20 protein-coding genes are annotated in these 26,641 nt (G+C 71.4%); 2 read left to right on the top strand and 18 right to left on the bottom strand.

Going from position 1 to position 26,641, the window contains the following annotated elements; all coding sequences use genetic code 11:
* Nucleotides 1-79 precede the first annotated feature (79 nt).
* Nucleotides 80-1,204: a helix-turn-helix domain-containing protein gene (locus tag ACT1U9_RS19465; RefSeq protein ID WP_444533980.1), complete on the top strand. Its 1,125-nt coding sequence runs from the start codon at nucleotides 80-82 to the stop codon at nucleotides 1,202-1,204.
* Nucleotides 1,205-1,276: 72 nt separating this feature from the next.
* Here ACT1U9_RS19465 and ACT1U9_RS19460 read toward each other — a convergent pair whose 3' ends face one another.
* From ACT1U9_RS19460 to ACT1U9_RS19435, 6 genes are all read right to left on the bottom strand, one after another.
* Entirely contained in the window at nucleotides 1,277-3,601 is a 2,325-nt protein-coding gene (locus ACT1U9_RS19460) for a xanthine dehydrogenase family protein molybdopterin-binding subunit (RefSeq protein WP_444533979.1), read from the bottom strand.
* A complete protein-coding gene (locus ACT1U9_RS19455; RefSeq protein WP_444533978.1) occupies nucleotides 3,598-5,277 on the bottom strand; it encodes a 2Fe-2S iron-sulfur cluster-binding protein in 1,680 nt (559 codons plus the stop codon). Before ACT1U9_RS19455 ends, ACT1U9_RS19460 begins: the two co-directional genes overlap by 4 nt.
* On the bottom strand, nucleotides 5,274-6,173 hold the full coding sequence (locus ACT1U9_RS19450; protein ID WP_188273896.1) for an FAD binding domain-containing protein: 900 nt from the start codon (nucleotides 6,171-6,173) through the stop codon (nucleotides 5,274-5,276). The genes ACT1U9_RS19455 and ACT1U9_RS19450 overlap by 4 nt, the downstream gene beginning before the upstream one ends.
* Before the next feature lie 279 nt (nucleotides 6,174-6,452).
* A complete protein-coding gene (locus ACT1U9_RS19445) occupies nucleotides 6,453-8,108 on the bottom strand; it encodes a beta-N-acetylhexosaminidase (RefSeq protein WP_444533977.1) in 1,656 nt (551 codons plus the stop codon).
* Nucleotides 8,109-8,233: 125 nt separating this feature from the next.
* The gene (locus tag ACT1U9_RS19440; RefSeq protein ID WP_444533976.1) at nucleotides 8,234-8,521 is read right to left on the bottom strand and encodes a DUF3039 domain-containing protein; all 288 of its coding nucleotides are present in this window, start codon (nucleotides 8,519-8,521) and stop codon (nucleotides 8,234-8,236) included.
* Between the two features lie 30 nt (nucleotides 8,522-8,551).
* Nucleotides 8,552-9,151 carry a YqgE/AlgH family protein gene (locus tag ACT1U9_RS19435; RefSeq protein WP_444533975.1) on the bottom strand — a complete coding sequence of 200 codons (600 nt, stop codon included), beginning with the start codon at nucleotides 9,149-9,151 and terminating at the stop codon, nucleotides 8,552-8,554.
* 229 nt (nucleotides 9,152-9,380) lie between these two features.
* On the opposite strand from ACT1U9_RS19435, the gene murA reads away from it, so the two are divergent.
* A complete protein-coding gene (gene murA, locus ACT1U9_RS19430) occupies nucleotides 9,381-10,721 on the top strand; it encodes a UDP-N-acetylglucosamine 1-carboxyvinyltransferase (protein WP_188273893.1) in 1,341 nt (446 codons plus the stop codon).
* A gap of 204 nt (nucleotides 10,722-10,925) precedes the next feature.
* On the opposite strand, the gene ACT1U9_RS19425 is transcribed toward murA, so the two are convergent.
* The 12 genes from ACT1U9_RS19425 to ACT1U9_RS19370 form a co-directional block, all read right to left on the bottom strand.
* A complete protein-coding gene (locus ACT1U9_RS19425) occupies nucleotides 10,926-11,207 on the bottom strand; it encodes an HU family DNA-binding protein (RefSeq protein WP_156726700.1) in 282 nt (93 codons plus the stop codon).
* A gap of 339 nt (nucleotides 11,208-11,546) precedes the next feature.
* Nucleotides 11,547-12,962, bottom strand: coding sequence for an NAD-dependent malic enzyme (locus ACT1U9_RS19420; RefSeq protein ID WP_444533974.1), 1,416 nt, complete (start codon nucleotides 12,960-12,962; stop codon nucleotides 11,547-11,549).
* Between the two features lie 431 nt (nucleotides 12,963-13,393).
* Nucleotides 13,394-15,805: a HelD family protein gene (locus ACT1U9_RS19415; RefSeq protein ID WP_444533973.1), complete on the bottom strand. Its 2,412-nt coding sequence runs from the start codon at nucleotides 15,803-15,805 to the stop codon at nucleotides 13,394-13,396.
* Between the two features lie 118 nt (nucleotides 15,806-15,923).
* The gene (locus tag ACT1U9_RS19410; RefSeq protein ID WP_444533972.1) at nucleotides 15,924-16,682 is read right to left on the bottom strand and encodes an anti-sigma factor family protein; all 759 of its coding nucleotides are present in this window, start codon (nucleotides 16,680-16,682) and stop codon (nucleotides 15,924-15,926) included.
* Nucleotides 16,679-17,302, bottom strand: coding sequence for a sigma-70 family RNA polymerase sigma factor (locus ACT1U9_RS19405; RefSeq protein ID WP_444533971.1), 624 nt, complete (start codon nucleotides 17,300-17,302; stop codon nucleotides 16,679-16,681). The genes ACT1U9_RS19410 and ACT1U9_RS19405 overlap by 4 nt, the downstream gene beginning before the upstream one ends.
* 169 nt (nucleotides 17,303-17,471) lie before the next feature.
* Nucleotides 17,472-18,041, bottom strand: coding sequence for a CGNR zinc finger domain-containing protein (locus ACT1U9_RS19400; RefSeq protein ID WP_444533970.1), 570 nt, complete (start codon nucleotides 18,039-18,041; stop codon nucleotides 17,472-17,474).
* 95 nt (nucleotides 18,042-18,136) lie between these two features.
* A complete protein-coding gene (locus ACT1U9_RS19395) occupies nucleotides 18,137-19,282 on the bottom strand; it encodes a uroporphyrinogen-III synthase (protein ID WP_444533969.1) in 1,146 nt (381 codons plus the stop codon).
* A 126-nt stretch (nucleotides 19,283-19,408) separates the two neighbouring features.
* Complete coding sequence (locus ACT1U9_RS19390) at nucleotides 19,409-20,740, bottom strand: MFS transporter (protein ID WP_444533968.1); 1,332 nt, start codon at nucleotides 20,738-20,740, stop codon at nucleotides 19,409-19,411.
* Nucleotides 20,741-21,038: 298 nt separating this feature from the next.
* Entirely contained in the window at nucleotides 21,039-22,196 is a 1,158-nt protein-coding gene (locus ACT1U9_RS19385; protein WP_444539187.1) for an acyltransferase family protein, read from the bottom strand.
* A gap of 41 nt (nucleotides 22,197-22,237) precedes the next feature.
* Nucleotides 22,238-24,367, bottom strand: a complete 2,130-nt coding sequence (locus ACT1U9_RS19380; protein ID WP_444539186.1) for a bifunctional polysaccharide deacetylase/glycosyltransferase family 2 protein — start codon at nucleotides 24,365-24,367, stop codon at nucleotides 22,238-22,240.
* 35 nt (nucleotides 24,368-24,402) lie between these two features.
* The gene (locus tag ACT1U9_RS19375; protein ID WP_444533967.1) at nucleotides 24,403-25,326 is read right to left on the bottom strand and encodes a hypothetical protein; all 924 of its coding nucleotides are present in this window, start codon (nucleotides 25,324-25,326) and stop codon (nucleotides 24,403-24,405) included.
* Nucleotides 25,327-25,608: 282 nt separating this feature from the next.
* Nucleotides 25,609-26,568 (bottom strand): LysR family transcriptional regulator, encoded by a 960-nt coding sequence (locus tag ACT1U9_RS19370; protein WP_444533966.1) that lies wholly within the window; start codon nucleotides 26,566-26,568, stop codon nucleotides 25,609-25,611.
* Nucleotides 26,569-26,641: the final 73 nt, after the last annotated feature.

The following is a 26,641-nucleotide window of genomic DNA, read 5'->3' as shown; positions in this document are numbered from 1 at the left end:
GCCATGAGGCCTGCACTGGCGGGAGTTGACAGCCGTTGACGGCTACTCTGGAGACGACGGTCAACACCAGGGGGAGCGCATGAGCGCCGACTTCGGAACCCGGCTCCGCGCACTGCTCACCGACAGAGGATTGAGCCTGCGGGGCGCCGCCCGCGCTCTCAACTACGATGTGGCCTATCTGTCCCGCGTGGCCAACGGCCGCCAGCACCCCTCTGCGCAGTTGGCCGAAGCGCTGGAAGAACTCCTTGAAGTCAGTGGGGAATTGACTGCACTCGCGATGCCGAAAACGCCGCTCTCCGTCTCGGAGGCGCCTCCCGGACCGGCTAAGGACATCGCGCAGATGAAAGCCAGTGCCGCGTACCTTCTCGGGCATACCGACCGATACGGCGGAGACACCGTGGCACCCGCTGCCGTCCAAGTCTGGCGCTCTGCACAGCGCAAGCTCGACTCCGGGGAAATCCCGGACAAGGAACAGTCAGGCTATCTCTCCGCCGTATCCGAAGCCGCCGAAGTCGCGGGATGGCTCCTCTTCGATTCGGGCGAACGTGAGCACGCTCGTAGGGCATTCCTCGAATCGCACATGCTCGCCCGGCACGCCGGAGACCGGGCGATGCAGTGGTTCGCGCTTGACATGCTCGCCATGCTCGACACCGAATGCAGCCGTCCGGGCGAAACGCGGCGTATCGCCGATGAACTCTTGTCCCAGCGCCGGATTCCCCCACGCGTAGCACTCCTCGCACGGGTCAGACGGGGCCGGGCACTTGCCCAGACAGGAGATCGTCAGCGGGCCATGGCCGACCTGGACGCAGCGCGCGGAGAGCTCGAAGAGTCGCTGAGTCCACGTGATCCTGGCTGGGCATGGTGGGTCAATGCCGATGAAGTCGTGGGCCATTCCGGGCACGCCCTCATGAGCCTCGGGGACCTGCGGGGGGCGATTCCCACGCTTCAGCACTCCCTCGAACACGCCACGCCCCGGGGCGTCATGCTGTACCGCATCGGCCTATTGCAGGGCTACACGGCACTCAAAGCATGGAGCGAAGCCGAAGGAGAGATCTACGAGATTTCAGCACTCCTCGACACAATCAGCTCAGGTAGAAACCGCCGCCTACTGCGGGAAGCTTTGCGGATTGTCGATCGAGCCCCCGGGGTTCCCTCGGGCCTGTCAAGCCTTGCCAGCCATACGGCTGCCGCTGTCGCTTCGTAGTCTCTGGCTACGGCTGGCCCGCGAACGGCACCTGCACTGCTCGGCGGCGGCGAGCCACCGAGCAGCCGCCCGCTAGCCCCCCACCACCACCGCAGCCTGCGGCCGAATAGGCAACCGGTTGACCGGCCGCCCCGTCGCCGCGCGGACCGCGGACGCGATCGCCGCCGGGGACGTCACCACCGGTACCGCGCTCGCCGCCTTCGCGCCGAAGGGGGCCACCACGTCTCGCTCCTCCACCAGCTTCACGATGCGGATGTCGGGGGCGTCCAGGGCCGTGGGGAGGGCGTAGCCCGTGAGGTCGGGGTGGCGGATGACGCCTCGGGCCGTGCGGAGGTTCTCCGTCAGGGCCGTGCCCACTCCCTGTGTCACGCCCGCCTCGATACGGGCCGCCAGCTGGGCGGGGTTGAGGACGCGGCCCACGTCCTGCGCCACCGCCAGCTCCACCACCCGTACCGAACCCAGCTCGATGTCCACGTCCACCACCGCGCGGATCGCGCAGAACGCGAGGCCCACGAACGCGTCGCCCTGGCCCGTCTCGTCCAGGGGCTCGGTGGGGTGCGGGCGGCACTGGGCCGTGGCCCAGAGTTCCTTGCCGTCCATCGCCTCGGTGACCGTCGTCGACAGGACACCGTCGTATGACGTGATCTTGCCGTCCGCGATCTGCAGCAGCTCCGTCGACATGCCGAATTTGTGCGCCAGGGGTTGCAGGAGCTGGGTGCGCACCATTTTTGCTGCGCGCTCCACCGCCCCGCCCGACACCCACGTGTGGCGGCCGTGCGTCGCCGCGCCCGCGGGGGGCTGGTCCGTGTCCACCGGGGCTACGTGGACCTCCTCGATGCCCAGCGTCTCCTGGACGATCTGGCGGGCCAGCGTCGCGAAGCCCTGGCCGGTGTCGACCGCCGCGCAGATCACCGTGGCCACGCCGTCCTGCACCTTGACCGTGGCCGTCGACACCTCGTCCGTGCCCTCCGCGCCCAGCATGTGGACCATGCCCAGCGCGTAGCCGACACCCCGGCGCACCGCGCCCGGCTCGCCCGCGCCCTCGGGGCCGCCCGGCAGCAGCCAGTCGTCCTCCGGGTCGTCCTTGGGGAGGGTCGGCAGAGGGAAGTCCCGTACAGCGGAGAGCAGTTCGGCCACCGGGGCCGGGCAGGTGACCGTCTGGCCCGTCGGGAGCAGGTCTCCCGTCGCCAGTACGTTGCGCATCCGCAGCTCCGCCGGGTCGATGCCCAGCTTCGTCGCGAGCTTGTCCATCTGGCCCTCGTACGCGGCGCACACCTGCATCGCGCCCTCGCCCCGGACATGCCCGGAGGGCGGGTTGTTCGTACGGACCGCCCAGCCTTCGACGAAGGCGTGCGGGACTACGTACGGGCCGCAGGCGAACGCCACCGCCGCCGCCAGGGATTCGGACGACGCTTCCGCGTACGCGCCCGCGTCCAGCAGGATTTGAGCCTCCACCTTCACCAAGCGGCCCTCCGCGTCCGCGTGGTGGCGGTAGCGCAGCAGCGTGGGGTGGCGGTGGGAGTGGCCGAGGAAGGACTCCTCGCGGGTCGCCGTCAGCTTCACCGGGCAGCCGGTGCGCAACGCCAGGAGGCCCAGCGGGAGTTGGAAGCCGAGGTCCTCGCGGTCGCCGGTCGCGCCGGGTACGCCCGTCACCACGATCTTCACGCGCTCCGGGTCCAGGCCGAAGCACGCCGCCGCCAGGTCGCGGTCGGCGTGCGGGTCGGTGGACGCGGTGTAGATCTCGACGCCGCCGTCGGGGCGCGGCACCGCGAGGCCCGCCTCGGCGCCGATCGGGGCCGGGTCCTGGCGGCCGATCCGGTACAGGCCCTCCACCACGACCTCGCCGGTGACGTCCGGGTCGCCGTACTGGAGCGGGATGTGGCGGATCAAGTTGCCGTCGGGGTGCAGCGGTTCGGCCGCGAACGCCTTCTCCGGGTCGGTGACCGGCTCCAGGACCTCGTACTCGACCGCGATCGCGGCGGCGGCGAGCCGGGCCGTGTCCGGGTGGTCGGCGGCGACGGCCGCGATGGGCTCGCCGTGGTGGCGTACGACGTCGGCGGCGAAGACCGGGCGGTCCGCGATGCCCCGGCCGTGGGCCGCGTCGCCGGGCACGTCGGCGTGGGTCACCACGGCCCGGACGCCCGGCATCTCGGTCGCCGCCGAGGTGTCGATCGAGACGATACGGGCGGAGGCGTGCGGGGCGCGCAGGACCGCCGCCCACAGCAGGCCCTCGGCCCACAGGTCGGCCGCGTACGGGAAGGTGCCCTCGGTCTTGGCGCGCGCGTCGGTCGGGCGCAGCGAGGCGCCGAGCCCGTGCCCGGGGGTGGCCTGCCGCTCCTGGCCGGTGCCCGCCCCGTCGACCGCCGCGGTCGTCGCGGTGGCTGCGTCGTTGCTCACGCCATGCCTCCGTCGTGCGTGTGCGGGGGCTGGACGCCGCCGGCCCCGGGGCCTGCCTGATGCGGAATGCGCGCTTCATCCGGGAATCCGGCGTTCTCGTCGGTTCCGGCCGCCTCGTTCGCCTGCGCCGCGCGCCCGGCCGCCACCTCGCGTACGGCGTCGAGCACGCCCCGGTAGCCGGAGCAGCGGCAGAGGTTGCCGCAGAGGGCCTGCCGGGTCTCCAGCTCGGTGGGCGCGTGGTTGCCCTCAAGCAGGTCGTGGACGGTCATGGCCATGCCGGGGATGCAGAAACCGCACTGCACGGCCCCGCACTCGGCGAGCGCGCGCTGCACGTCGGACGGCTCGCCGTCGACGGCCAAGCCTTCGACCGTACGCACCTCGGACCCGGCGGCGGTCGCCGCGGGCACCAGGCAGGAGGCGACCAGACGGCCGTCGACCTGCACGTTGCACGCGCCGCACTCGCCCTGCGAGCAGCCGTCCTTGGCCCCGGCGAGGCCCAGGCGCTCACGCAGCACATAGAGCAGCGACTCACCGACCCACGCCTCGGTGACCGGCCGGTCGGAACCGTTCACGCGCAGCACGTACGAGGCGCGCGGGTGCTCCAGGTCGGCGGCGGGGGCCAGGTCCGGGACCGGCTCCTGATCCGTCTCCGGCTCGGGTTCCGTTTCCCGTACGGGCTCGGGCAGCGGGTCCGGTACGTGCTCGGGCTCCGGCAGAGGCCCGCCGACGGCCACGGGCTGCGGCAGGGGCTGGTGGGCCTGGGGCTCGGGGGCGTGGACCGGTTCGGCGACGGGAACGGGGTCGGGCTGCGGCTCCTCGTCGACGACCGCGTCCGACTCCTCGCGGACCTCCGCGTGGACGTCCTCGCGCGCGTGGCCGTGCACGTCCTCCTGCGCGTCCGGCAGTACGTGCAGGTCGGGCTCGTGCGCCATCGGGGCGTGCGGCTCCGGCTCCCGTACGTCCGGCGTGAACGCGGCCGACCACGGGGCGGGCTCGGCGCCGCCCAGGGTCGAGCCGGGGCCGGGCGCGGGCCAGGAGACGGCGTGCTCGTCCCGTACGGGCGCGTCGAGCTCCGCCGGGAGCTCGGCGGCGGCAGGCGCCTCCACCACGGGCTCCGGCTCCGGGTGCGGGGTCGCCCAGGGCGCGGGCGCGCCGCCGGGCAGGGTCGCGGGCGGCGTCGTACCCCACTGCTCGATGAGCGAGGATGTACTGAATTCGCCCGATTCATCCGGCAGTTCGCCCTGGGCGACCGGGATCGTCCACTGGCCGGTCAGCGCGGAGTCGTCCTGGAACGTCCACTGGCCGGTGGCGTGGCGGTCCGGCAGCGGGTCGCCCAGCGGGTCCGGCTCGGGCCGCGGGGGCGCGGGCACGGCGGCCGGGTCGGGCCACTGCACCGAGCGCACCTGGCCCTCGCCCCGGTCCGGCTCGGGCAGCGGCGTCGGGATGCTCCAGGTGCCGGTCGCGGCCGGGTCGGTCGCTGCGGCGGGCGTCAACGGCACGATCATCGGCGGCACATAGCCGTGGCCGGGCGCGGCCAGCGGGTCGCCGCCGAGCAGCGCGTCGAGGTCGGCGGGCAGCTGGACGAAAGCGGTGGCGCCGTCGTCGTAGTCGCCCTGCGGGACCGGCTGCCAGCCCCCCGTACCGCGCTCGTGCTCACGCTCGTGGTCGTCGCTCACGACAGCGCCCTCCCCAGTGCTCGTCGGGCCAGCGCGGCGACCGTGCGCCGCAGATGCAGTACGGCGGGCGACAGGGCCGGGCCCGGGGTGCCGTCGGCCGCGGGCGCCGGGTCCGGGATACAGGCGGCGGCCACGTACTCGCCGAAGGCGTTCAGCGCCTCCGGGGCCAGCGCCGCGCGCTCCCCGTCCCAGTCGATCAGCGAGGCGATCCAGCGCTCGGCCTCCAGCGGCCGCAGCGGCATCGGGGCGATCGCGCCGACCGCGCAGCGCACCCCGCGCCGGGCCGGGTCCAGGACGACCGCGACCGAGGCGGTGGCGCGGCCCGGGCCGGTGCGGCCGGTCGCCTTGAGGAAGACCTGCGGGGCGTGCAGCAGCGGCACGCTGACGTGGCCGATGAGTTCGGCGGGGGCGAGCATCTCGCGCCCGGCCAGCAGGTGCGAGACCGGGATCTCGCGGCGGGCGCCCTCGGGGCCCGCGATGACCAGGGTGGCTTCGAGCGCGGCGAGCACGGGCAGGGCGTCACCGGTGGGCGCCGCCGAGGCGATGTTGCCGCCGAGGGTGCCCGCGTTGCGGATCTGCGGGGGTCCTGCGGCGCGCGCGGCCGCCGCGAGGGCCGGGATGAGCGCCGCGAAGTCCGGGCGGCCCATCCGGGCGTGCGTGAGACCGGCGCCGAGCAGCGCGTGGCCGTCCTGGTACTGCCAGCCGCGGATCTCGTTGATCCGGCCGAGCCCGACGAGGCCGGCGGGGCGCAGCAGACCCCGGTTGACGGCCGCCATCAGATCGGTGCCGCCCGCGACGGGCACGGCGGCGGGCATGGCGGCGAGCGCCGCCACGGCCTCGTCGAGCGAGGCCGGCAGTGTCACCGACTGCGCCTGCTGCGGTGCGTGCGTGGTCAACCCAGCTGCCCCTTCCCGGTCTCCCGGCTGTCCCGACTGTCCCGACGGTGTCTGGCTGTGCGGCTGCGTGCTGGCCGTACCGTACGTGCTCACAGCCCGGACGTGGCAACTCTGGCACATCTTCCGAGCCGACCGACGCCAGGGTCCGCGAAGGACAGATCCGTCCGCCACAAGGGGAATGGTCCGAATTCGCAGGTGTTGTACGACTTATCCGTACGGGGCGGTCACGGCTCACGGTTCCAGGATCCCGGGCGCCGGGCCCCTGTGTTGCGCCCCGGCTCACACGTTTGGGGGCGACCCGTCGATCGGGCGTCCGATCACCCCCGGGCGCTTCTGCCACGGCAACGGGCCGCCGGGCGGGCGGAAGTCGACGCCCAGCGCGGCAAGTCGTCCGTAATGCGCCTCCATTCGCCGTTCGAACGCGGCGAAATCGCGCTCTCCGGGCGGCGGCAGCGCCGACCAGGCCACCTCGGCGAAGGCGGCGAGCCGGGGGAACACCTGGTAGTCCACGCGCGCCTGGTCCCGCATCACCTCGGTCCACACATTGGCCTGCGTGCCGAGCACATGCGCCGCCTCCGCTTCAGTGAGCTGCGGTGGAACGGGCTCGAAGCGATAGACGTCTTCCAGCGTGCGTACGTATCCGATGGGCATCGGCTCGTCGGGTCCGCTTGCCTGCCGGTGGTCCAAGTAGACCTGCTGCTCGGGGCACATGACGACGTCGTGGCCCGCCCGCGCGGCCTCGATGCCGCCCGCGTACCCGCGCCAGGACGAGACGGCCGCGCCCGGCGCCAGGCCGCCCTCCAGGATCTCGTCCCAGCCGATGAGCCGGCGGCCCCGGTCGGCCAGCCAGCGGTCGAAGTGGCGGATGAACCACGACTGGAGCGCGTCCTCGTCCGCGAGCCCGAGCTCCTTGATGCGCGCCTGCGCGGCCGGGGACGCCTTCCACTGGTCCTTGGGACACTCATCGCCGCCGATGTGCACAAACGGCGAAGTGGCCGCAGGGAAGAGTTCGAGGACTTCTTCGAGTACGCCCTCGTAGAAGCGGAGGGTGTTGTCAGTGGGGGCGAGTACGTTCGGATTGACGCCCCAGGTGTCCCAGACGGAGAGGCGGTTCGTGTCGATGACGTCGGTGTTGCCGAGTTCGGGGTACGCGGCGATGGCCGCCTGCGAGTGGCCCGGGATGTCGATTTCCGGAACCACCGAGATATGCCGCTCGGCGGCGTACGCGACGATCTCGCGGATGTCGTCCTGGGTGTAGTAGCCGCCGTGCGGCTCCTCGTCCCACAACTGGGACGCGCGATGGCCGTATTTGGTCCGTGAACGCCACGCTCCGACCTCGGTCAGCCTCGGGAAGCGCTCGATCTCAATGCGCCAGCCCTGGTCGTCGGTGAGGTGGAAATGGAAGACGTTGAGCTTGTGCGCGGCGAGCAGATCGAGGTAACGCAGCACGCCGTCCTTGGGCATGAAGTGGCGTGAGACGTCGAGCATGAGGCCGCGCCAGCCGAACCGGGGCGCGTCCTCGATGACTTGCTGCGTGATGCCGCGCCAGGCGCCCGGATCCGCACACGCCTTGCGGTACGCGTCGGGCCCGAGCAGCTGACGCAAGGTCTGCGCGCCCCAGAACACCCCGGCCGCGCTACCGCCCACGATCTCGACGGACGACGTGACGGTGAGCCGGTACGCCTCGGGGGCGAGGGCGGGGTCGACGCGCAGGGTGATGCCGCCCGGCGTGCCCGCCTCGCCCGGCGGCAGCTCGCGCGCGAGCGCGGCGCCCACCGTGGAGCGCAGCCAGCGAGCCACGCCCTCGGTGCCGGGGCCCGCCGCGAGCGCCGTGTCCGGCGCCAGGACGAAGGCGCAGCGCCACGGGCCGTCGACGGAGACCGGTGCCGGGATCAGAGCCGCAGCCGCATCCACATCCGCAGGAGTCATCGCCATGCGCCACACGGTAGACGCAACGCGCACGGCCCCCGGGGGCGCACCTCGCAGCGCGCCCCCCGGGGGCCGTCCGTCGGACCGGTCAGGGCCTACGTGTCAGGCAGGACCTACGTGCCGGGCAGGACCTACTTCTTGTCCTTGCCGCCCTTGTCCTTGTCGCCACCGGCGCCCATGGACTCGTAGATCTCCTTGCACATCGGGCAGACCGGGTACTTCTTCGGGTCACGGCCCGGCACCCAGACCTTGCCGCAGAGCGCGACGACGGGGGTGCCGTCGAGCGCGCTCGCCATGATCTTGTCCTTCTGGACGTAGTGGGCGAAGCGCTCGTGGTCGCCGTCGCCGTTCGATACCTGCGGTACCGGCTCTACGAGGGTCCCCGTACCTGCCCCGCGCTCGGGCTCAAGAGTGCTCATAAGTTCCTAGCGTACTGAAGCGCGGCGGCATCAGTTGAGCGAAGGGTCGTCGGGGTACGTCGCCACCATCGCCAGTTCGCTGCGCTGGCGGCGCAGTACCGCGCGCCACAGCGATTCCGGTTCCGGTGAGGAGACGTCGCCCGGTTCGGACTCCACCACGTACCAGGCCCCGTCGCTCAGCTCGTCCTCCAGCTGGCCCGGGCCCCAGCCCGAGTAGCCCGCGAAGATCCGCAGCGAGCCGAGGGCCGCCGCGAGCAGTTCCGGGGGCGCCTCCAGGTCGACCAGACCGATCGCCCCGTACACCCGGCGCCAGCCAATGGGGTCTCCCCTGCTCGAACGAAGTTGAGAGCTTGGGGAAGGGCCCTCGAAGCCGGGGATGACGGCGACGCCGAGGGCGGAGTCGAGGGAGACCGGGCCGCCCTGGAAGACCACCCCGGGCTCGCCCGCGAGCGAGGCCCACGGTTCCAGGATGTCGCCGACGGTGACCGGGGTCGGACGGTTCAGGACCACGCCGAGGGAGCCCTCCTCGTCGTGGTCGAGGAGCAGCACCACCGCGCGGTCGAAGTTCGGATCCGCGAGGGCGGGGGTGGCGACGAGCAGCCGCCCTGTGAGCGAGGACACCTCGGTCATGCGGACATGATCCCGCATCTTCGGCCCCGGCGGGGAGCGCACGGCAGCAATGGGGCGCGACCGGTTCCGGCCACGGAGCGCGGTGACGCTGCGCAGAACTCCCTTGAGCGGAGCGTGTTGTGGCAAATTCATTACGGTTGCGAAGCCCCCTCGCCCTTACGGGACATGGGTCCAGGCCCCTTACCCTTTTCTCTGGCCCCCTGCCCGACGATTCCGGAACGCGAGATTCATGACCGGCACAGACGATGTACTGCTTGTCCACGGCGGAACCCCGCTGGAGGGCGAGATCCGCGTCCGCGGCGCGAAGAACCTCGTGCCGAAGGCGATGGTCGCCGCCCTGCTCGGCAGCGGTCCGAGCCGGCTGCGCAATGTGCCCGACATCCGCGACGTACGCGTCGTACGCGGCCTGCTGCAGCTGCACGGGGTGACCGTCCGCCCCGGCGAGGAGCCCGGCGAGCTGATTCTCGACCCGTCGCATGTCGAAAGCGCGAACGTCGCCGACATCGACGCGCACGCGGGGTCCTCGCGGATCCCGATCCTGCTCTGCGGCCCGCTGCTGCACCGGCTCGGCCACGCCTTCATCCCCGGCCTGGGCGGCTGCGACATCGGCGGCCGGCCGATCGACTTCCACTTCGAGGTGCTGCGGCAGTTCGGCGCGACCATCGAGAAGCGGGCGGACGGCCAGTACCTGGAGGCGCCGCAGCGTTTGCGCGGCACGAAGATCCGGCTGCCGTACCCGTCGGTGGGCGCGACCGAGCAGGTGCTGCTCACGGCCGTCCTGGCCGAGGGTGTGACCGAGCTCTCCAACGCCGCGGTGGAGCCGGAGATCGAGGACCTCATCTGCGTACTGCAGAAGATGGGCGCGATCATCGCCATGGACACCGACCGGACCATCCGGATCACCGGTGTCGACAGCCTCGGCGGCTACACCCACCGGGCGCTCTCGGACCGCCTGGAGGCCGCCTCCTGGGCGTCCGCCGCGCTCGCGACCGAGGGCAACATCTACGTCCGCGGCGCGCAGCAGCGGTCGATGATGACCTTCCTGAACACGTACCGGAAGGTCGGCGGCGCCTTCGAGATCGACGACGAGGGCATCCGCTTCTGGCACCCCGGCGGCTCGCTCAAGTCGATCGCCCTGGAGACGGACGTCCACCCCGGCTTCCAGACCGACTGGCAGCAGCCGCTGGTCGTGGCGCTGACGCAGGCCACGGGTCTGTCGATCGTCCACGAGACGGTGTACGAGTCGCGGCTCGGCTTCACCTCCGCGCTGAACCAGATGGGCGCGCACATCCAGCTCTACCGTGAATGCCTCGGTGGGTCCGACTGCCGCTTCGGGCAGCGCAACTTCCTGCACTCCGCGGTCGTGAGCGGCCCCACGAAGCTCCAGGGCGCCGATCTGGTGATCCCGGACCTCCGGGGCGGTTTCTCGTACCTGATCGCCGCGCTGGCCGCCCAGGGCACGTCCCGGGTCCATGGCATCGACCTGATCAACCGGGGTTACGAGAACTTCATGGAGAAGCTGGTGGAGCTCGGCGCGAAGGTGGAACTCCCGAACGGCGCGCTCAGCTAACCCTGGGAGGGGGGCCCGGGGGCTACGCCCCGGGCCCCCTGCACCCCGCTCTGTGGCTGCGCCCCTTCAGGGGCGCGGGGAACTGCGCGAGCAACCCCCACCGGCCCGCAGACGAAACGCCGCGTACGCCGAAGGGCGGCCACCCCCCTCCACGGGGGTGGCCGCCCTTCGTCTTTTTGCTAAGCGGTCCGCAAGAGGGAACGCTTACTTGCCCTTCGCGGCTTCCTTGAGCTTCGAGCCCGCGGAGACCTTCACGCTGAAGCCGGCCGGGATGTCGATCGGCTCACCGGTCTGCGGGTTGCGCGCGGTGCGAGCGGCACGGTGGGTGCGCTCGAAGGTCAGGAAGCCGGGGATGGTGACCTTCTCGTCGCCCTTGGCGACGATCTCGCCGACGGTCTCGGCGAACGCGGCCAGAACGGCGTCGGCGTCCTTGCGGGTCACCTCGGCGCGGTCGGCCAGCGCGGCCACCAGCTCACTGCGGTTCATGTTCTTACTCCCGTGTTCTTCTTGCCTGTGAGGCGTGAGATCGAAGCCGATGCTGCCAGGGTCCTCGGTCAGTCCCCGGACCCGGGTCCGTTCTCACGACGCTCGCGTCCTTGGGGGTTCCCCCTGGACGAAGTCCTTGGGGGAGCATCCTGCCCCCACCTGTGGCGGGAAAGCCAATCCGGCACCCTCCGGAGTCACACGAAAAGCGCCACAACCTGCTGTTGGTGACGCTCCGTCGACTCTGCGGAGACTGAATGGAACCGCCGGAGCGGATGCGGGGTCATGGTCCGCCACCCTACGGGCGGCCCCACAACCCCGCATCCCGCGACGCGCCGGACGCTAGAAGGCGGCCTGGGCCGCCGTGCGCACCGCTCCCGCGACCGCTCCCGCGACCTTGTCGTTGAAGACCGAGGGGATGATGTAGTTCGGGTTGAGCTCGTCCTCGGTCACCACGTCCGCCAGCGCGGTCGCGGCGGCCAGCATCATGTCCGTGTTGACCGTACGGGACTGGGCGTCCAGGAGGCCCCGGAAGACGCCGGGGAAGACCAGCACGTTGTTGATCTGGTTCGGGAAGTCGGAGCGGCCGGTGGCCACCACGGCGGCGGTCTGGCGGGCGAGGCCCGGCTCGACCTCCGGGTCCGGGTTCGCGAGCGCGAAGACGATGGCGCCGTCGGCCATCGCGGCCACGTCGTCGCCGTTCAGGACGTTGGGGGCGGAGACGCCGATGAAGACGTCGGCGCCGACCACGGCCTCCTTCAGAGTGCCCGTCAGGCCCTCCGGGTTGGTGTTCTCGGCGATCCAGCGCAGCGCCGCCATGTCGGAGCCCGCCTCGGGGCCCGCCAGGTCCGCGCGGCCCGAGTGGACGACGCCCTGGATGTCGGCGACGACAGCGTTCTTCACGCCGGCCGCGACGAGCAGCTTGAGGATGGCCGTACCGGCCGCGCCCGCGCCGGACATGACGACCCGTACGTCCCCGATGCCCTTGCCGACCACGCGCAGCGCGTTGGTGAGCGCGGCGAGCACCACGATCGCGGTGCCGTGCTGGTCGTCGTGGAAGACCGGGATGTCCAGGGCCTCACGCAGGCGTGCCTCGATCTCGAAGCAGCGCGGCGCGGAGATGTCCTCCAGGTTGATGCCCGCGAAGCCGGGGGCGATCGCCTTGACGATCTCGACGATGGCGTCGGTGTCCTGGGTGTCCAGGCAGATCGGCCAGGCGTCGATGTCGGCGAAGCGCTTGAAGAGGGCCGCCTTGCCCTCCATGACCGGCATGGCGGCCATCGGGCCGATGTTGCCGAGGCCGAGGACCGCGGAGCCGTCGGTGACGACCGCGACGGTGTTGCGCTTGATGGTGAGGCGGCGGGCGTCCTCGGGGTTCTCGGCGATCGCCATGCACACCCGGGCGACACCCGGGGTGTAGATCATCGAGAGGTCGTCACGGTTGCGGATGGGGTGCTTGGACGCCATCTCGATCTTGCCGCCGAGGTGCATCAGGAACGTACGGTCGGAGACCTTGCCGAGGGTGACGCCCTCGATCCCGCGCAGCTTCTCGACGATCTCGTCGGCGTGCGCGGTGGAGGTGGCCGCGATGGTGACGTCGATCCGCAGCTTCTCGTGGCCGGAGGCGGTCACGTCGAGGCCGGTGACCGAACCGCCGGAGGACTCCACGGCCGTGGTGAGCTGGGAGACCGCCGTTCCGCTGGCGGGCACCTCCAGCCGGACCGTCATCGAGTACGAGACGCTGGGCGCCGTTGCCATGACCGGGTTCCTCTGCTTTCCCTAGCTTCGTTGCTAGCGCCGCGCCGGCTGTTGCCGGGCAACGCCATCCGATGTTCGCACCTACCGGCGGGTAGCCGGTAACGCGGTCTGTCCTGCGGAAAACAGTTTCCACCATACGAGAGTCGATCGTCCGGCGGAAGCCCCGAAAACACCCGGTGGAGAACCCGGAAAGCACAACAGGCCCACGCCATCGGAAGATGACGTGGGCCTGTCGCTCACGTTGAAGACACCGACCCGCCATGCTCGCCTCGCGGCAAGTGGTCGCTCTAGGCGACTAAGGTTGGGCCCGGGGGCTTGGATCGAGCCGGTGCCGTACCCAGGCTAACAAACCACCCCGGCAAGTGATTCAAGCATCGCGAGTTGACTCGGATTCAGTACCGGGTCGGCTCAGCCCGCCCCGTAGCACCCCGTCAGTCCCGCAGCAGGTCCGGCACCCCGTTCGCGTCCGGCTCGTCGCGCTCGCCCGCGATGACCGTGAGCTGCTGGGTGGCCCGGGTCAGCGCCACGTACAGCACCCGCAGTCCGGCGGGCGACTCGTCGGCGATCTCGGCGGGCGATACGACAACGGTGGCGTCGTACTCCAGACCCTTCGCCTCCAGGCTGCCGAGCGCCACCACGCGCTCGCCCAGGCCCGCCAGCCAGCGCGCGGCCTGCTCGCGCCGACGCATCGCGACGACCACACCCACCGTGCCGTCGACCTGGTCCAGCAGCCGGGCCGCCTCGTCCCGTACCGACTGGGCGAGATCATCCCGTACGACCGCGAAGCGCGGCTCGACGCCCGTGGAGCGCACGGCGGCCGGGGACTTCATGCCCGGCATCGCCAACGCCAGGACGCGCGCGGCCAGTTCGGCGATCTCGGCCGGGTTGCGGTAGTTCACGGTCAGCTCGAAGCGGCGGCGCGGGCGCGAGCCCAGCGCCTCGTCGCGCGCGGCGGCCGCCTCGTCCGGGTCGGACCAGGACGACTGGGCCGGGTCGCCGACGACCGTCCAGGTGGCCGTGCGGCCCCGGCGGCCGACCATGCGCCACTGCATCGGCGTCAGGTCCTGCGCCTCGTCGACGATGACGTGCGCGTACTCGGTGCGCTCCTGGGCCAGGCGCTCCGCGCGCTCGCGCTGGGTCTCCTCGCGCTGCGGCATCAGCTCCTCAAGGCCGGTGAGCGCGTCCAGCGGGTCGTACTCGCGCTTCTTGCGCGGCCGGGCCGGGGTGCCGAGCAGCGTCTGGAGCTCGTCCAGGAGCGCCACGTCGTGCACGGAGAGCGGGCCGTGGCCCTTGGCGTCGAGCCGGGACAGGGAGCGCGCCAGACGCCGGGTCTCGCCGGGCGTGAGCACCCGTCTCGCCCAGCGGCCCAGACGCCGCTCGTCGCCCATCGCGGCCAGCACCCCGCGCGGGGTCAGCTCGGGCCACCAGGCGTCCAGGAACTCGATGAAGCTGTCCTCGGAGCTGATGTCGTCGTCGAACGACGAGCGCAGCTCGGCGGCGAGCTCGGGGTCCGTGTGCCGCCCGGCCGCGCCGGAGCGGGACCACAGCGCGTCGAGCAGCAGCTTGCGGGCGCGCGGGCGCAGCAGGTTGACCGGCGCGGTCCCGCCGAGCGCGTTCTGGCGGATGCGCCGCAGCTCCTCGTTCTCCAGCTCGACGCGGCGCCCGAAGGCGACCACGCGCAGCAGGGTGGGGGTCGTCGCCGCCTTCTCGGCCTGCGGCTCCTCGCCGAGCGCGAGCTGTCCGGCATCGGGCGTCGCCGGAGCGGTACCCCGGCTTCCTCGCCGCGTCCGGTTCCGCCCCGGCTCCCCCGTCTCCAGCGCTCCCCGGGCCGCCTTGCGCAGCACCTGGAGCATCCGGGACGAGCCCTTGATGCGGGCGACCGCCGGTTCGTCGTACGCGGTGGCCTCGGCGCCGTCGACCAGGTTGCCGACCGCGCGGATCGCCACCTGGCCCTCCTCGCCGAGCGAGGGCAGCACGCCTTCGGTGTACGCCACGAGCAGCGGGGTCGGCGAGACGATCAGGATGCCGCCCGCGTACCTGCGGCGGTCCTGGTAGAGCAGATACGCGGCGCGGTGCAGCGCGACCGCCGTCTTGCCGGTGCCGGGGCCGCCCTCCACGTACGTGACGGAGGCGGCGGGTGCCCGGATCACCAGGTCCTGCTCGGCCTGGATGGAGGCGACGATGTCCCGCATGGTGTGGCTGCGGGCCTGGCCGAGCGCGGCCATCAGGGCGCCGTCGCCGATCACCGCGAGCTCGGTGCCGTCGAGCGTGGCGTTGAGCTCCGGGCGCATCAGGTCGTCCTCGACGCCGAGCACCTTGCGGCCCTTGGAGCGGATGACGCGGCGGCGTACGACCCGGCCGGGGTCGACCGGGGTCGAGCGGTAGAACGGCGCGGCGGCGGGCGCCCGCCAGTCGATGACCAGCGGCGCGTAGTCCGAGTCGAGGACGCCGATACGGCCGATGTGGAGCGTCTCGGCGATGTCGGCGTACTTGGCGCCCGCTTCCTCGCGCACGGCCCCCTCGGCGGGCTCCACGGCCGTGTAGGCGCCGTCCGGGCCCTTCTTGCCGTCCTTGCCGAGCAGCAGGTCGATCCGGCCGAAGAGGAAGTCCTCGAATTCGTTGTTCAGGCGGTTGAGGTGGATCCCGGCCCGGAAGACCTGGGCGTCCCGCTCGGCGAGCGCGCCGGGCGTGCCCACCTGGCCGCGTTTGGCGGCGTCGTTCATCAGGAACTCCGCCTCGTGGATCTTCTCCTCAAGGCGGCGGTACACCTTGTCCAGGTGTTCCTGTTCGACTCCGATCTCGCGATCTCTGACCGAGTCGACAGCGGCTTCCTGCGCGGCCACCGAGGCCCCCTTCTGACGTGCATTGGGCAGCCGTCAACCGTACGCGAAGGGGGCGGGTCTGTCAGGCGGTGACCAGCCGCTGATCGGTCACGGATCAGGTCACATGCCGGCTCGTCGCTCAGGCGGGCACGTCCACCAGCGCCTTGCCGTCGAGGGTGCGGACCTCGAAATGATCGATCTGGTCCCGGTTCATGGCGGTACCGCCGTGCACATACAGCGGGTACTCCGCCTCCTTGTTCGGGCTGTCCTTGATCCCGTAACCCCACTTGGGCACCGCCCACGTGGTGACCGTCTCCTGCTCGCCGTTCTTGCCGACGGCGATGAGGCTGCACTTCAGCGGACCCTTCACGTTCTTGAGCTCAAGAACGGTGTGAGTGCCCCACGCCTTCGGCTCGGTGCCCACGGTCGCGGTGACACCGGTCGTCGCGTCGGTCGCCGCCACCTTCTGGTGCATGTGGTTGAAGAACGCGTCCTCGGCGGGGCTCGTCGGGTGCGGCTCGGCGCTGATCGAGGTGCCGCTGTCGTTGCCGGACGTGGCCACCACCGCGACCGCCGGGCCGCCGATGGCCAGCACGGCCGCGGCCGCCACCAGGTACTGGGTGCGGCGCCGGCGCTTGGCGCGCACGATCGCGACCTCGCTGATCAGGCGCTCGCTCATGCTGGGCGGGGCCGGGCGCAGCGGGCGCTCGGCGGGGCCCGGGAACTCCTTCAGGGTGGCGAGCAGCGGCTCCATGCCGCCGAGCTGGTCGAGCTCGGCCGCGCACAGGTCGCAGCCCGCCAGGTGGGCCTCGAAGGCCGTGGCCTCGGCGCCGTCGAGGATGCCGAGCGCGTACGCCGCGACCGCCTCGTGTTCGGACTGGTACTCCGGCGTGGTCATGCCGTCACCCCCCGTTCCTCCAACGCGAGTTTCATGGACCGCAGGGCGTAGAACACCCGGGACCTGACGGTCCCGCTCGGTACGCCCAGCACCTCGGCCGCTTCATTGACGGTACGTCCTTTGAAGTACGTCTCGACCAGCGCCTCCCGATGGGCGGGCGTCAGGTCGTCGAGCGCGTCCGAGAGCGTCATCAGCCACAGCGCCTTGTCGATCTCGTCCTCCGCGGGCATGACCTCCAGCGGCGACGGATCGACCTCCTGCGGCCGGGCCTGCCGGCTGCGGTGGCCGTCGATGACGATGCGCCGTGCGACCGTCACCAGCCAGGGGCGGACCGAACCGGTGGCTCTGTTGAGCTGACCGGCGTTCTTCCAGGCACGGATGAGCGTCTCCTGCACGACGTCCTCGGCACGCTGGCGATCGCCGGCGACGAGACGGAGCACATACGCGAGCAGCGGGCCCGCGTGCTCACGGTAGAGCGCCCGCATCAGCTCCTCGTCGGGAACGGAGCGGTGCCGGGCGCCCTGCGGACGGTCATCGGCCACGGCGGCATCCTTGCGCACCAGAACCTCCCGGTCGAGACCCTGCCCGGCCGCGACTGCGGCGGGCTCCTGTCCCTCCATACGGAGCTCCGGCTGATCCCATTCAACGCCCGGGAAAGTTTTTTCGCACGGGTGGGACGGGAGAGGTTTAAAGGCAGTACATAGGTCGCTTTAAGCGTTTTACGAGGTGACAGGCTTACCGGCGGTACGGAATGGGACCCGCGTTGTTACGGGGCGGGGGCTCGCGCATTCACGAAGTGGCCGCGACGGCCGCGCGGCGGCGGTGGCGGGCGACGCGCTCCCGGTTGCCGCAGACCTCGCTGGAGCACCAGCGCCGGCGCCGCCCGCGCGAGGTGTCCAGATAGAGCCGGAAGCAGTTGTCGCCCTCGCACTGGCGCAGCCGGGACCGGTCCTGGGGGTCGGTGAGCAGTTCGACGGCGTCCCGGGCGACCACGGCGAGCAGCGCCGTGCAGTCGGGGGCTCCGCTGAAGGTGCGCACGAGGCGTCCGTCGGCGCCCCGGATCGCACGTACGCCCGGGGGTGCGGCGCCCGCGAGGGCGTTGACCCGCTCCAGGGCCGCGGCGGCGCCGGCACCCCGGCCGGTGAGTTCGGCGTACACCAACTGCCCGATCTGGTCCCGCAGTTCGGCGAACCGCACCAGCCAGGCACCGTCGGCCCGGTCGAGCGGGGTCCCGGCCGGCACCAGACCGGTGCCCAGGAGCCACTGTCCCAGCCGCCCGGCACTGTCGAGCTGATCGCTGTCGTACGCCCCGGTCGCCACCAGATCCAGACAGATCCGCCCGGAGTCGAACCGCAACATGCGTCACCGCCTATGGGGGTTACCGGTGAGTGCTCTCCCCCAGAGTGCCCGCCCGGGGGCGAGCCCGGAACCCCTCCTGCCGCGCCTCAGCGCTTCTACTCATCCGCGTACTTGGCGTCCGACTCCGGGTCAAGGGCCAGCCGGTAGCCGCGCTTGACCACGGTCTGGATGAGCTTGGGCGCGCCAAGGGCCGTACGCAGCCGGGTCATCGCGGTCTCCACGGCGTGCTCGTCGGTGCCCGAGCCGGGCAGCGCGCGCAGCAGGTCGGCGCGGGAGACGACCCAGCCGGGCCGCTGGGCGAGGGTGCGCAGCAGGGACATCCCGGCGGGCGGCACCGGCCGCAGCTCGCCGTCGACCAGGACCGCGTGCCCCCGGATCTCCACCCGGCGCCCGGCGATGGGCAACGCCCGCGAGCGGGCGGGAAGTTCACAGCAGAGCAGCTGGACCAGCGGCCCGAGCCGGAACCGCTCGGGCGCCACCGTCTTGATCCCGTGGGCCTGCAGCGGCAGCGCGGTGACCGGCCCGACGCACGCGGCCAGCACCTCGCGGTCGAGCGCGCCCAGCAGCTCGGGGAGCATCCCGCGCTGCTCGGCCCGGGTGAACAGGGAGGCTGCGGCGGGCGCGCTGGTGAAGGTGAGCGCGTCGAGCCCGCGCGCCACGGTGAGGTCGAGGAGGCGGTCGAGCGGCCCGATGTCCTCGGGCGGCAGCCAGCGGTAGACCGGCACGCCGACGACCTGGGCGCCCGCTTCCCGCAGCGCCTCCACGAAGCCGGGCAGCGGCTCGCCGTGCAGCTGGACCGCGATCCGGCGGCCCTCCACGCCGTGGTCCAGGAGGCGGTCCAGGACCTCGGCCATGGAGTCGGACGAGGGCGACCACTCCTCGGTGAGCCCGGCGGCCCGTATCGCGCCCTTGGCCTTGGGGCCCCGGGCGAGCAGTTCGGTGCCGCGAAGCCGGGCCAGCAGCGGCTCGCCCAGGCCCCAGCCGTCGGCCGCCTCCACCCAGCCCCGGAAGCCGATCGCGGTGGTGGCGACCACGATGTGCGGCGGCTCGTCGATCAGCTCCTTGGTGGCCGAAAGGAGCTCGCTGTCGTTGGCGAGCGGCACGATGCGCAGGGCGGGCCCGTGCACGACGGCCGCGCCGCGCCGCTGGAGCAGCGCCCCGAGCTCGTCGGCGCGGCGGGCGGCGGTGACCCCGACCGTGAACCCGGCTAGGGGCCGGGGCCCGTGAGGTGTGTCGACCATGGCAGCTCTCCAGTGGGGTGGTGCGGCGGGTCGCCCGAGCCTGCCAACCCCCCATGACAGGCCCGGTTCACGCGCATTTCCCTGGCGTTACGGCAAGGACCGGCGCGGCGCTGTCCGTGTGTTCTATTACACCCCGGCGTAAACCCGCTCCGACTCGGTGGCTTTCGCCACCGGGAAGCGAAGGTATACGGCCCAGGTGACGGTGAAGCAGACCGCGTAGAAGGCGAGGAACGAGATGAATGCGGCGGTTCCGGTGCCGTTGGACAGGAAGGACTGACGGAAGGCGAGGTTGATGCCGAGGCCGCCGAGCGCGCCGATCGCCCCGATGAGCCCCATGGCCGCCCCGGACAGCCGCCGCCCGTACGCGGCCGCGTCCTCGCCCACCATGCCCTTGGACACCGCACGGGCCTGGAAGATCGCCGGGATCATCTTGTACGTGGAGCCGTTGCCGAGCCCGCCGAGCACGAACAGCGAGATGAACCCGACGAGGAAGACGCCCAGCGACTTCTCGACGGACGCGAAGATCACGACCCCGGTCGCCACCGCCATCGCGGCGAAGTTCCACAGCGTGATCCTGGCCCCGCCGACCCGGTCGGCGAGCGAACCCCCGATGGGCCGGATCACCGAGCCGAGCAGCGGCCCGATGAAGGTGAGCGAGGCGGCCTGGAGAGGGGTGCGCCCGAACTGCGTCTGGAGCACGAGCCCGAAGGCGAAGCTGTAGCCGATGAACGACCCGAAGGTGCCGATGTAGAGCAGCGACATGATCCAGGTGTGCCGGTCCCGTACGGCTTCGAGCGCGGCCCCGGTGTCGTTCTTGACGGGCGCGAGGTTGTCCATCTTCCAGGCGGCCCCGACGGCGGCGGCCACGACGAGCGGCACGTACACGGCGAGCACGATGCGTGGATGCGTGGCCCCGGCGGTCCCGATCACGAGCAGCCCGACGAGCTGCACGACGGGCACCCCGATGTTCCCGCCCCCGGCGTTGAGCCCAAGGGCCCACCCCTTCTTCCGCAGGGGGTAGAACGCGTTGATATTGGTCATCGACGAGGCGAAGTTCCCCCCGCCGATGCCCGCGAGCGCGGCGACGGCCATGAACGTCGCGTACGAGGTCCCGGGCTCCATCACGACGTAAGCGGCGGCGGTGGGCACCAGGAGCGAAAGGGCGCTGAAAATCGTCCAGTTCCGGCCGCCGAACCGGGCGACGGCGAAGGTGTACGGGATCCGTACGACCGCGCCGACGGCGGTGGCGGTGGATATCAGGAAGAACTTCCCGGCCGGGTCGACGTGGTACGCGGGCCCCATGAACAGGACCATGACCGACCACATGGACCAGATGGAGAACCCGATGTGCTCCGAGAAGACGGAGAAGAGCAGGTTGCGCCGGGCGATCCGCTCCCCGGACTCCCGCCAGAAGACCTCGTCCTCCGGATCCCACTCTTGGATCCAACGGCCACTCATGACGCCTCCATGATCGATCGTGTCGCCGCGATGCCATGCGGTGCGCAGGGTTCGTTTCCAGACACCCGACGGTAGGGACGCGGGGTTTCGCCCCCGTGCCGCCGCGTGACCGCCGGGCAACCTTGTGTTCACGAGGGGACGGGGGGTGCGGTGAGGGTGCGCTCGACTGTAGGTCGGGGGGTGGGGGCGTGGCGGGCCGTGCGTCCGCAGTCGAACAGAGCGGGACTGGGGCGCGGCCACCGAGCATGCGGGAGGGGCCCGGACGCAACGTCCGGGCCCCTCCTCGTCGTTCAAGCGCTCAGCGCTTCTTCCGTCCCTTGGACCGGCCGTCGGGCCAGAGCCTCGGGCTGCGCTTCGCGGCCACGTCCTCGATCCAGCCCGTCGACAGGATCATCACGCCTATCAGCGGCCATACCAGGACGAACATCCACTCGTCGTAGGTCTGGGTGAAGAAGCCGTCGAACCGGGTTCCGATGTACGGGATGTTCCACAGCTGGTCGAGGATCGGGACCGCCAGGGCGATCAGGGCGTTGTGCCAGAGGTAGATCGTGACGGCCCGGTTGTTGGAGAGCGTCACCAGGCGGTCGTAGCGGGCCAGCTTCCCGGGCAGGGCCTGCCAGGACGGCGAGTACGCCAGCAGGATCGCGCAGAAGCCGAAGGACCAGAAGGCCTGGGCGAGCGGGATGTCGTTGAGGTCCCAGCCGTCCTTGGTCGGATGCCCGGAGGCCCACCACAGGCCGAACGCCATCACCATCGCCGAGCAGGACACCAGCAGATAGCGCGGCATCCGCTGGATCAGGCCGTCGTGGTGCGCGAAGCCGAGTACCCAGCAGGCCGCGTACGTCACGAAGTCGGTGATCACCGAGCCGGTGTCGCCGGGGATGGTGACCACGCCGGTGCCGAGGACCGCCGTCAGCGCGAGCGGCGCGGCGAGGACCGCCCACGGCACCTTGCGGAACAGCTTGAGCAGCAGCGGCGAGGCGAGCACGAACCACAGGTAGGCCCGCAGGTACCAGAGCGGCTCCGCAGCCTGGACGGCCCAGGTCTGCTCAAGCAGGCCGTTCTTGCTGCCGACCGTCCACGGGAACGGCGGCGTGCCGAACGGCACCACGTAGTTGAAGAGCTTGGCCCACCACCACAGGCCCTGGGCCTTGTCCGGCTTCCAGCCCGCCGCGAACATCCCGGTCAGGACGATCGCGCCGAACGCCCACATGGGCGGCAGCAGACGGCGCAGACGGCCCCGGATGACGCTCCAGGCCGGGCGGCTCAGCGAGCGCGCCATCAGCGACCCGGCGAGCGCGAACATCACGCCCATGGACGGGAAGACGATGGACAGCCAGGCGAGGCCGAACAGGTGGTAGACGACGACCCGGACCAGGGCGAGCGAGCGCAGCAGGTCCAGATAGCGGTCCCGGCCGGACGCCGCCTTGGGCTTCGCCCCGGCATGCGCCGCCATGGCCTCGGGCACCTCGACGTACGGCTGGGGGATGTGCGCGGTCACGCGACGGGCCTCCGGTCCTGGGTCTCGGCGGGGCGGCGCTGCTTGTTCATCGCCCCCGGCGCCTCGACCACACCCGTGCGCCGCAGCTTCTGCCAGCGCAGGCGGCCGCCGGTGAGGGCGGTGATCCAGGACTGGAGGAGCACCACGTACATCAGCTGGCGGTAGAGGATCTGCTGGAGCGGGAGCGAGACCAGGTGGGTCAGGCGTTCGCGGTCCAGTCGGAACGCGTAGGCCGCGCAGACCAGTTGGATCAGCAGCACGCCGAGCCACGCGATGATCGTCTTCTGGGTCGGGCCGAAGACGATGCCGTACAGGAGGAAGACGTCGATCAGGGGCGCGAGCAGCGGGGCCAGGACCATGAACAGGGAGACCAGCGGCAGGCCCACGCGGCCGAAGCGGCCGGACGGGCCGCGCTCGAAGACCGCGCGGCGGTGCTTCCAGATCGCCTGCATCGTTCCGTACGACCAGCGGTAGCGCTGGGACCAGAGCTGCTGGACGGTCTCGGGGGCCTCGGTCCAGGCGCGCGCGTTCTCCGCGTACACCACCCGCCAGCCGTCGCGGTGCATGGCCATCGTGACGTCGGTGTCCTCGGCGAGGGTGTCCTCGCTGATGCCGCCGACCCGCTCAAGGGCGGTGCGGCGGAAGGCGCCGACCGCGCCGGGGATGGTCGGCATGCAGCCGAGCACGTCGTACATCCGGCGGTCCAGGTTGAAGCCCATCACGTACTCGATGTGCTGCCAGGCGCCGATGAGCGAGTCGCGGTTGCCGACCTTGGCGTTGCCCGCGACCGCGCCGACCCGGTGGTCGCCGAACGGCTGCACCAGTTCGCGTACGGTCGTCGGCTCGAAGACGGTGTCTCCGTCCATCATCACGACGATGTCGTAACGGGCGTGATGCAGACCGTTGTTGAGCGCCGACGGCTTGCCGCCGTTGGCCTGGCGGATCACCCGGACGTTCGGCAGCCGCATCGCCTCGACGATGTCGGCGGTGCCGTCGGTGGAGCCGTCGTCGACGACCAGGACCTCGATGGGGTGATCGCTCGCCATCAGCGAGCGCACGGTGTTGGCAATGCACTCGCGCTCGTTGTACGCGGGGACGATCACCGAGACCGGCTCGGTGACCTCCGGACCCCAGCGGAACCCGCGCTTGCGCACCTTGCGCGCGTGCAGGAACGACAGGATCAGCATCAGGCCGAACCGGGCGAAGACCAGCACGCCGATCACGGCGAGCCCGCCCACCAGGACGTCGGTGGTGTGCTCGGCCGCCTGGACGGCGAAGACGAACGCCTTGCCCTTCCACAGGTCCATCCCGGTCACCGGGGTGTGCGCGCTCGGGGCGTTCAGCGCCTCGGTGAGGTTGACGAACGTGTAGCCCTTGCCCTGGAGCTTGGGCAGGAAGGTGTCGAGCGCGGCCACGGTCTGCGAGCGGTTGCCGCCGGAGTCGTGCATCAGGACGATGGCGCCCTTGCCGTGCTTCGGCGTCGCGTTCTTGATGATCGTGTCGATGCCCGGGCGCTGCCAGTCCTCGCTGTCGGTGGAGTCGAGGGCGGTGATGTAGCCCCTGCTGCCGACGTACTTGATGACCGGCCAGTTCTTGTCGTCGATCGCGTCCGCGAACGACGAGTACGGCGGGCGGAAGAGGGATGTGCGGATGCCCGCCGCCCCTTCGAGCGCCAGCTGGTTCTGCGCGAGCTCCCAGTCGATGCGGGCGTGCGACTGGTAGGAGAGGTCGGGGTGGTTGAAGGTGTGCAGGCCGACCTCGTGGCCCTCGTCGACCATCCGCTTGATCAGGTCGGGGTAGCGGGCCGCGTTGGCGCCGGTCACGAAGAAGACGCCGTGCGCGTGGTACTTCTTCAGCGCGTCGAGCACCTTCGGGGTCCAGGTGGGGTCCGGGCCGTCGTCGAAGGTGAGCACGAGCTTGTGCTTGGGGATGTCGAGGCTCGTCGGCTTGCCGGGGCCGCGCGCGTCGATGACCGGGCCGCCGTCCAGGATGCGCTCGGGCACCTGGTCGGTGGCCGCGTCGGGGCGTATTCGGTGGTCGGCGAGGATCTCGTTGTGTACGTACCCGCGCAGCATCAGCATCGCGAAGAGCGCGACGAGGAAGAGCAGGGGCAGCAGATAGCGCATCGGAAGTCTTCGACGTCCGGGGGTACGGCGGGCGTTCACGTGCTGGCTCCAGTGTGCGGAGTCGGCCACGACAGACCGGAGGGGCTGCCGGTGGGGCCGGTGGGGAGACCCGGACCTGCCGAGTGGCCACCCGTCGGCGGCTTCGCGGTCTGCGAGGCGCCGGGGTGCGGGGTGGCCGTGGACTTGCCGGGGCGGCCGGACTTGCCCGGCTTGGGGGTGGCCTTGGCGCCGTTGGAGGCACTGGCCTTGGGGTGCGGCTTGCCCTTCTCGGAGGCGTGCGGCTTGGCTCCGAGGGGCGGCTGGGTGGCGGATTCGGTGGGCGCGGGGGTGACCCTGATCGTCTCGGGCTTCTTGTCCTTGGCGGCCGGGCCGGGTATGCCGAGCCAGGGGGCGCGGGAGCTGCCGCCCAGCAGGCTGGCGACGAGCATCACCGCGTAGCAGGCGCAGGCCAGGCCGAAGAGCCAGCCGAGCCCGCGCAGCTTCTTGCCCCGGCGGCCGCTCTCGTCGACGAACACGGGTCCGTCGGCCTCGGCGGGCTGAATGGGGCCGAGGTTGGGGACGGGAGCCTGGTGCGCGGCCGGTGCCTGATTCGCAAATGGAACGTGTTGCACCGTCGGGACCTGGGGCGACGCCGGAACCTGGTGCGGCGCCGTCGACTGCTGGAAGACGGGTATCGGCTCCGTCGCCGGAGCCTGGCCCGCCTTCGGGATCGGCTGCGCCGGGGGTGCCTGCTTCGTCACCGACACCGGCTGCGTCGCGGGTGTCTGATGCGCGACCGGCACCGGTTTCGTCGGCGCGCCCGGGTCGGCCGTCGGCACCTGCTTCGCCAGCGGAACCAGCCTGGTCGTCGCTTCCCGGTCGACCGTCGGTACGGGCTTCGGCGGGACGCCCTGGTCAGCCGTCGGCACCGGCTTCGTCGCCGGGCCGCCGAACTGCCCTTTGGGGACGCTCAGTTCCATCGTCAAGTCGTCGAGCGGGCCACGGGGCTTCTCGGCACGATTCCCGGGCTGCCCCTGAGGGGCTTCTTTTCGCCAATTGTCCACTTTGCGTACGCACTTCCCACCTGGATGATTCGCGGGTTGCGCGCACGACTCGGCGGGCATTGCAGCAGGACCGGACCACATCCGTTCCGCGCGCCCCCACTACCACACCGCACCCGGGGGATGAATGTAGCGCACCCCAGTGACACCCGTGTTCGTACGCCAAGTGTTGCTCATCCTGTGGAAGGCACCAGATGGGCATCACTGGGACATGAGCGACAGATCGACGCCGGGAAGCCAACTTTTCTGGGGGATTTCAAGCCAACCATTTGCCGTTGCCATGCCATTGGCGACCTCCCGGAGCACCTCCAGACCCGGGTGCCGCAGCCCCTTGCGCCACACCAGCGACACCGGTGACAGCGGTACGGGAGCGGTCAGCGGACGCAGCGTCATCCCCGGTATCGCCAGGAAGTCCATACTGGCCAGCACCGACCAGCCGCGCCCGCGCACCACCCGGGTGAACTCCTCCTCACCGGAGATCTCCGGGAACGGAGGCGCCAGCTCCACCCCCCGCCCGGCGAAGAGCCGCGCCGCCAGGTCGGTCCACTCGGCGGTGGCCGGATTGCCCACGCCCGCGTACAGCGTCTCGCCCTTGAGCATGTCGACCGGGATCTCCGCCAGGTGCGCGAGCCGGTGGTCGTCGGGCAGCAGCACCGCCATCCGCTCGTAGCGCACCGGCTGATGGGCCAGCCCCGCGAGCACCGACGGCTCCAGACCCGCTACCCGGCCGAACGAGACGTCGACCCGGCCCGCCAGGATGTCGGCCGCGGCCCCCGTGAGCCCGGTCAGATAGCGGACGACGAACTCGGGGCCGGGCGCGACCTCCCGGGCCCGGGTCAGCACCCGGTGGCCGGTGCCGACCGGTGCGCCGATGTCGACGATCAGCGGGCGGGCCTCGGCGGCCCAGGCGGCGCGGAGTTCGTCGTGGGCGGCGAGCACCCGGCGGGCGTGCGGCAGCAGCCGCGTACCGTCGGCGGTGAGCTCCACCGCGCGCGTGGTCCGCACGAACAGCTCGGCACCCAGCTCCCGTTCGAGCCGCCGGATGTCCCGGCTGAGCGCCTGCTGGGCGACGAAGAGGCGGGCGGCGGCGCGGGTGAAGTGGAGTTCCTCGGCGGTCGCGGTGAACGCGCGCAGCAGTCGGGGGTCGATGTCCTGGGGCACCCGCCAAGTCAACCGCAGAGCCGTTCACAACAAAAGTGCGTGAATGGGCCCGGATCAGGTGTTGGACGCCGCA

This window comes from Streptomyces sp. BR1 (assembly GCF_052373795.1).
Taxonomy (GTDB): domain Bacteria; phylum Actinomycetota; class Actinomycetes; order Streptomycetales; family Streptomycetaceae; genus Streptomyces.
This window is presented reverse-complemented; position numbering and strand designations above follow the sequence as displayed.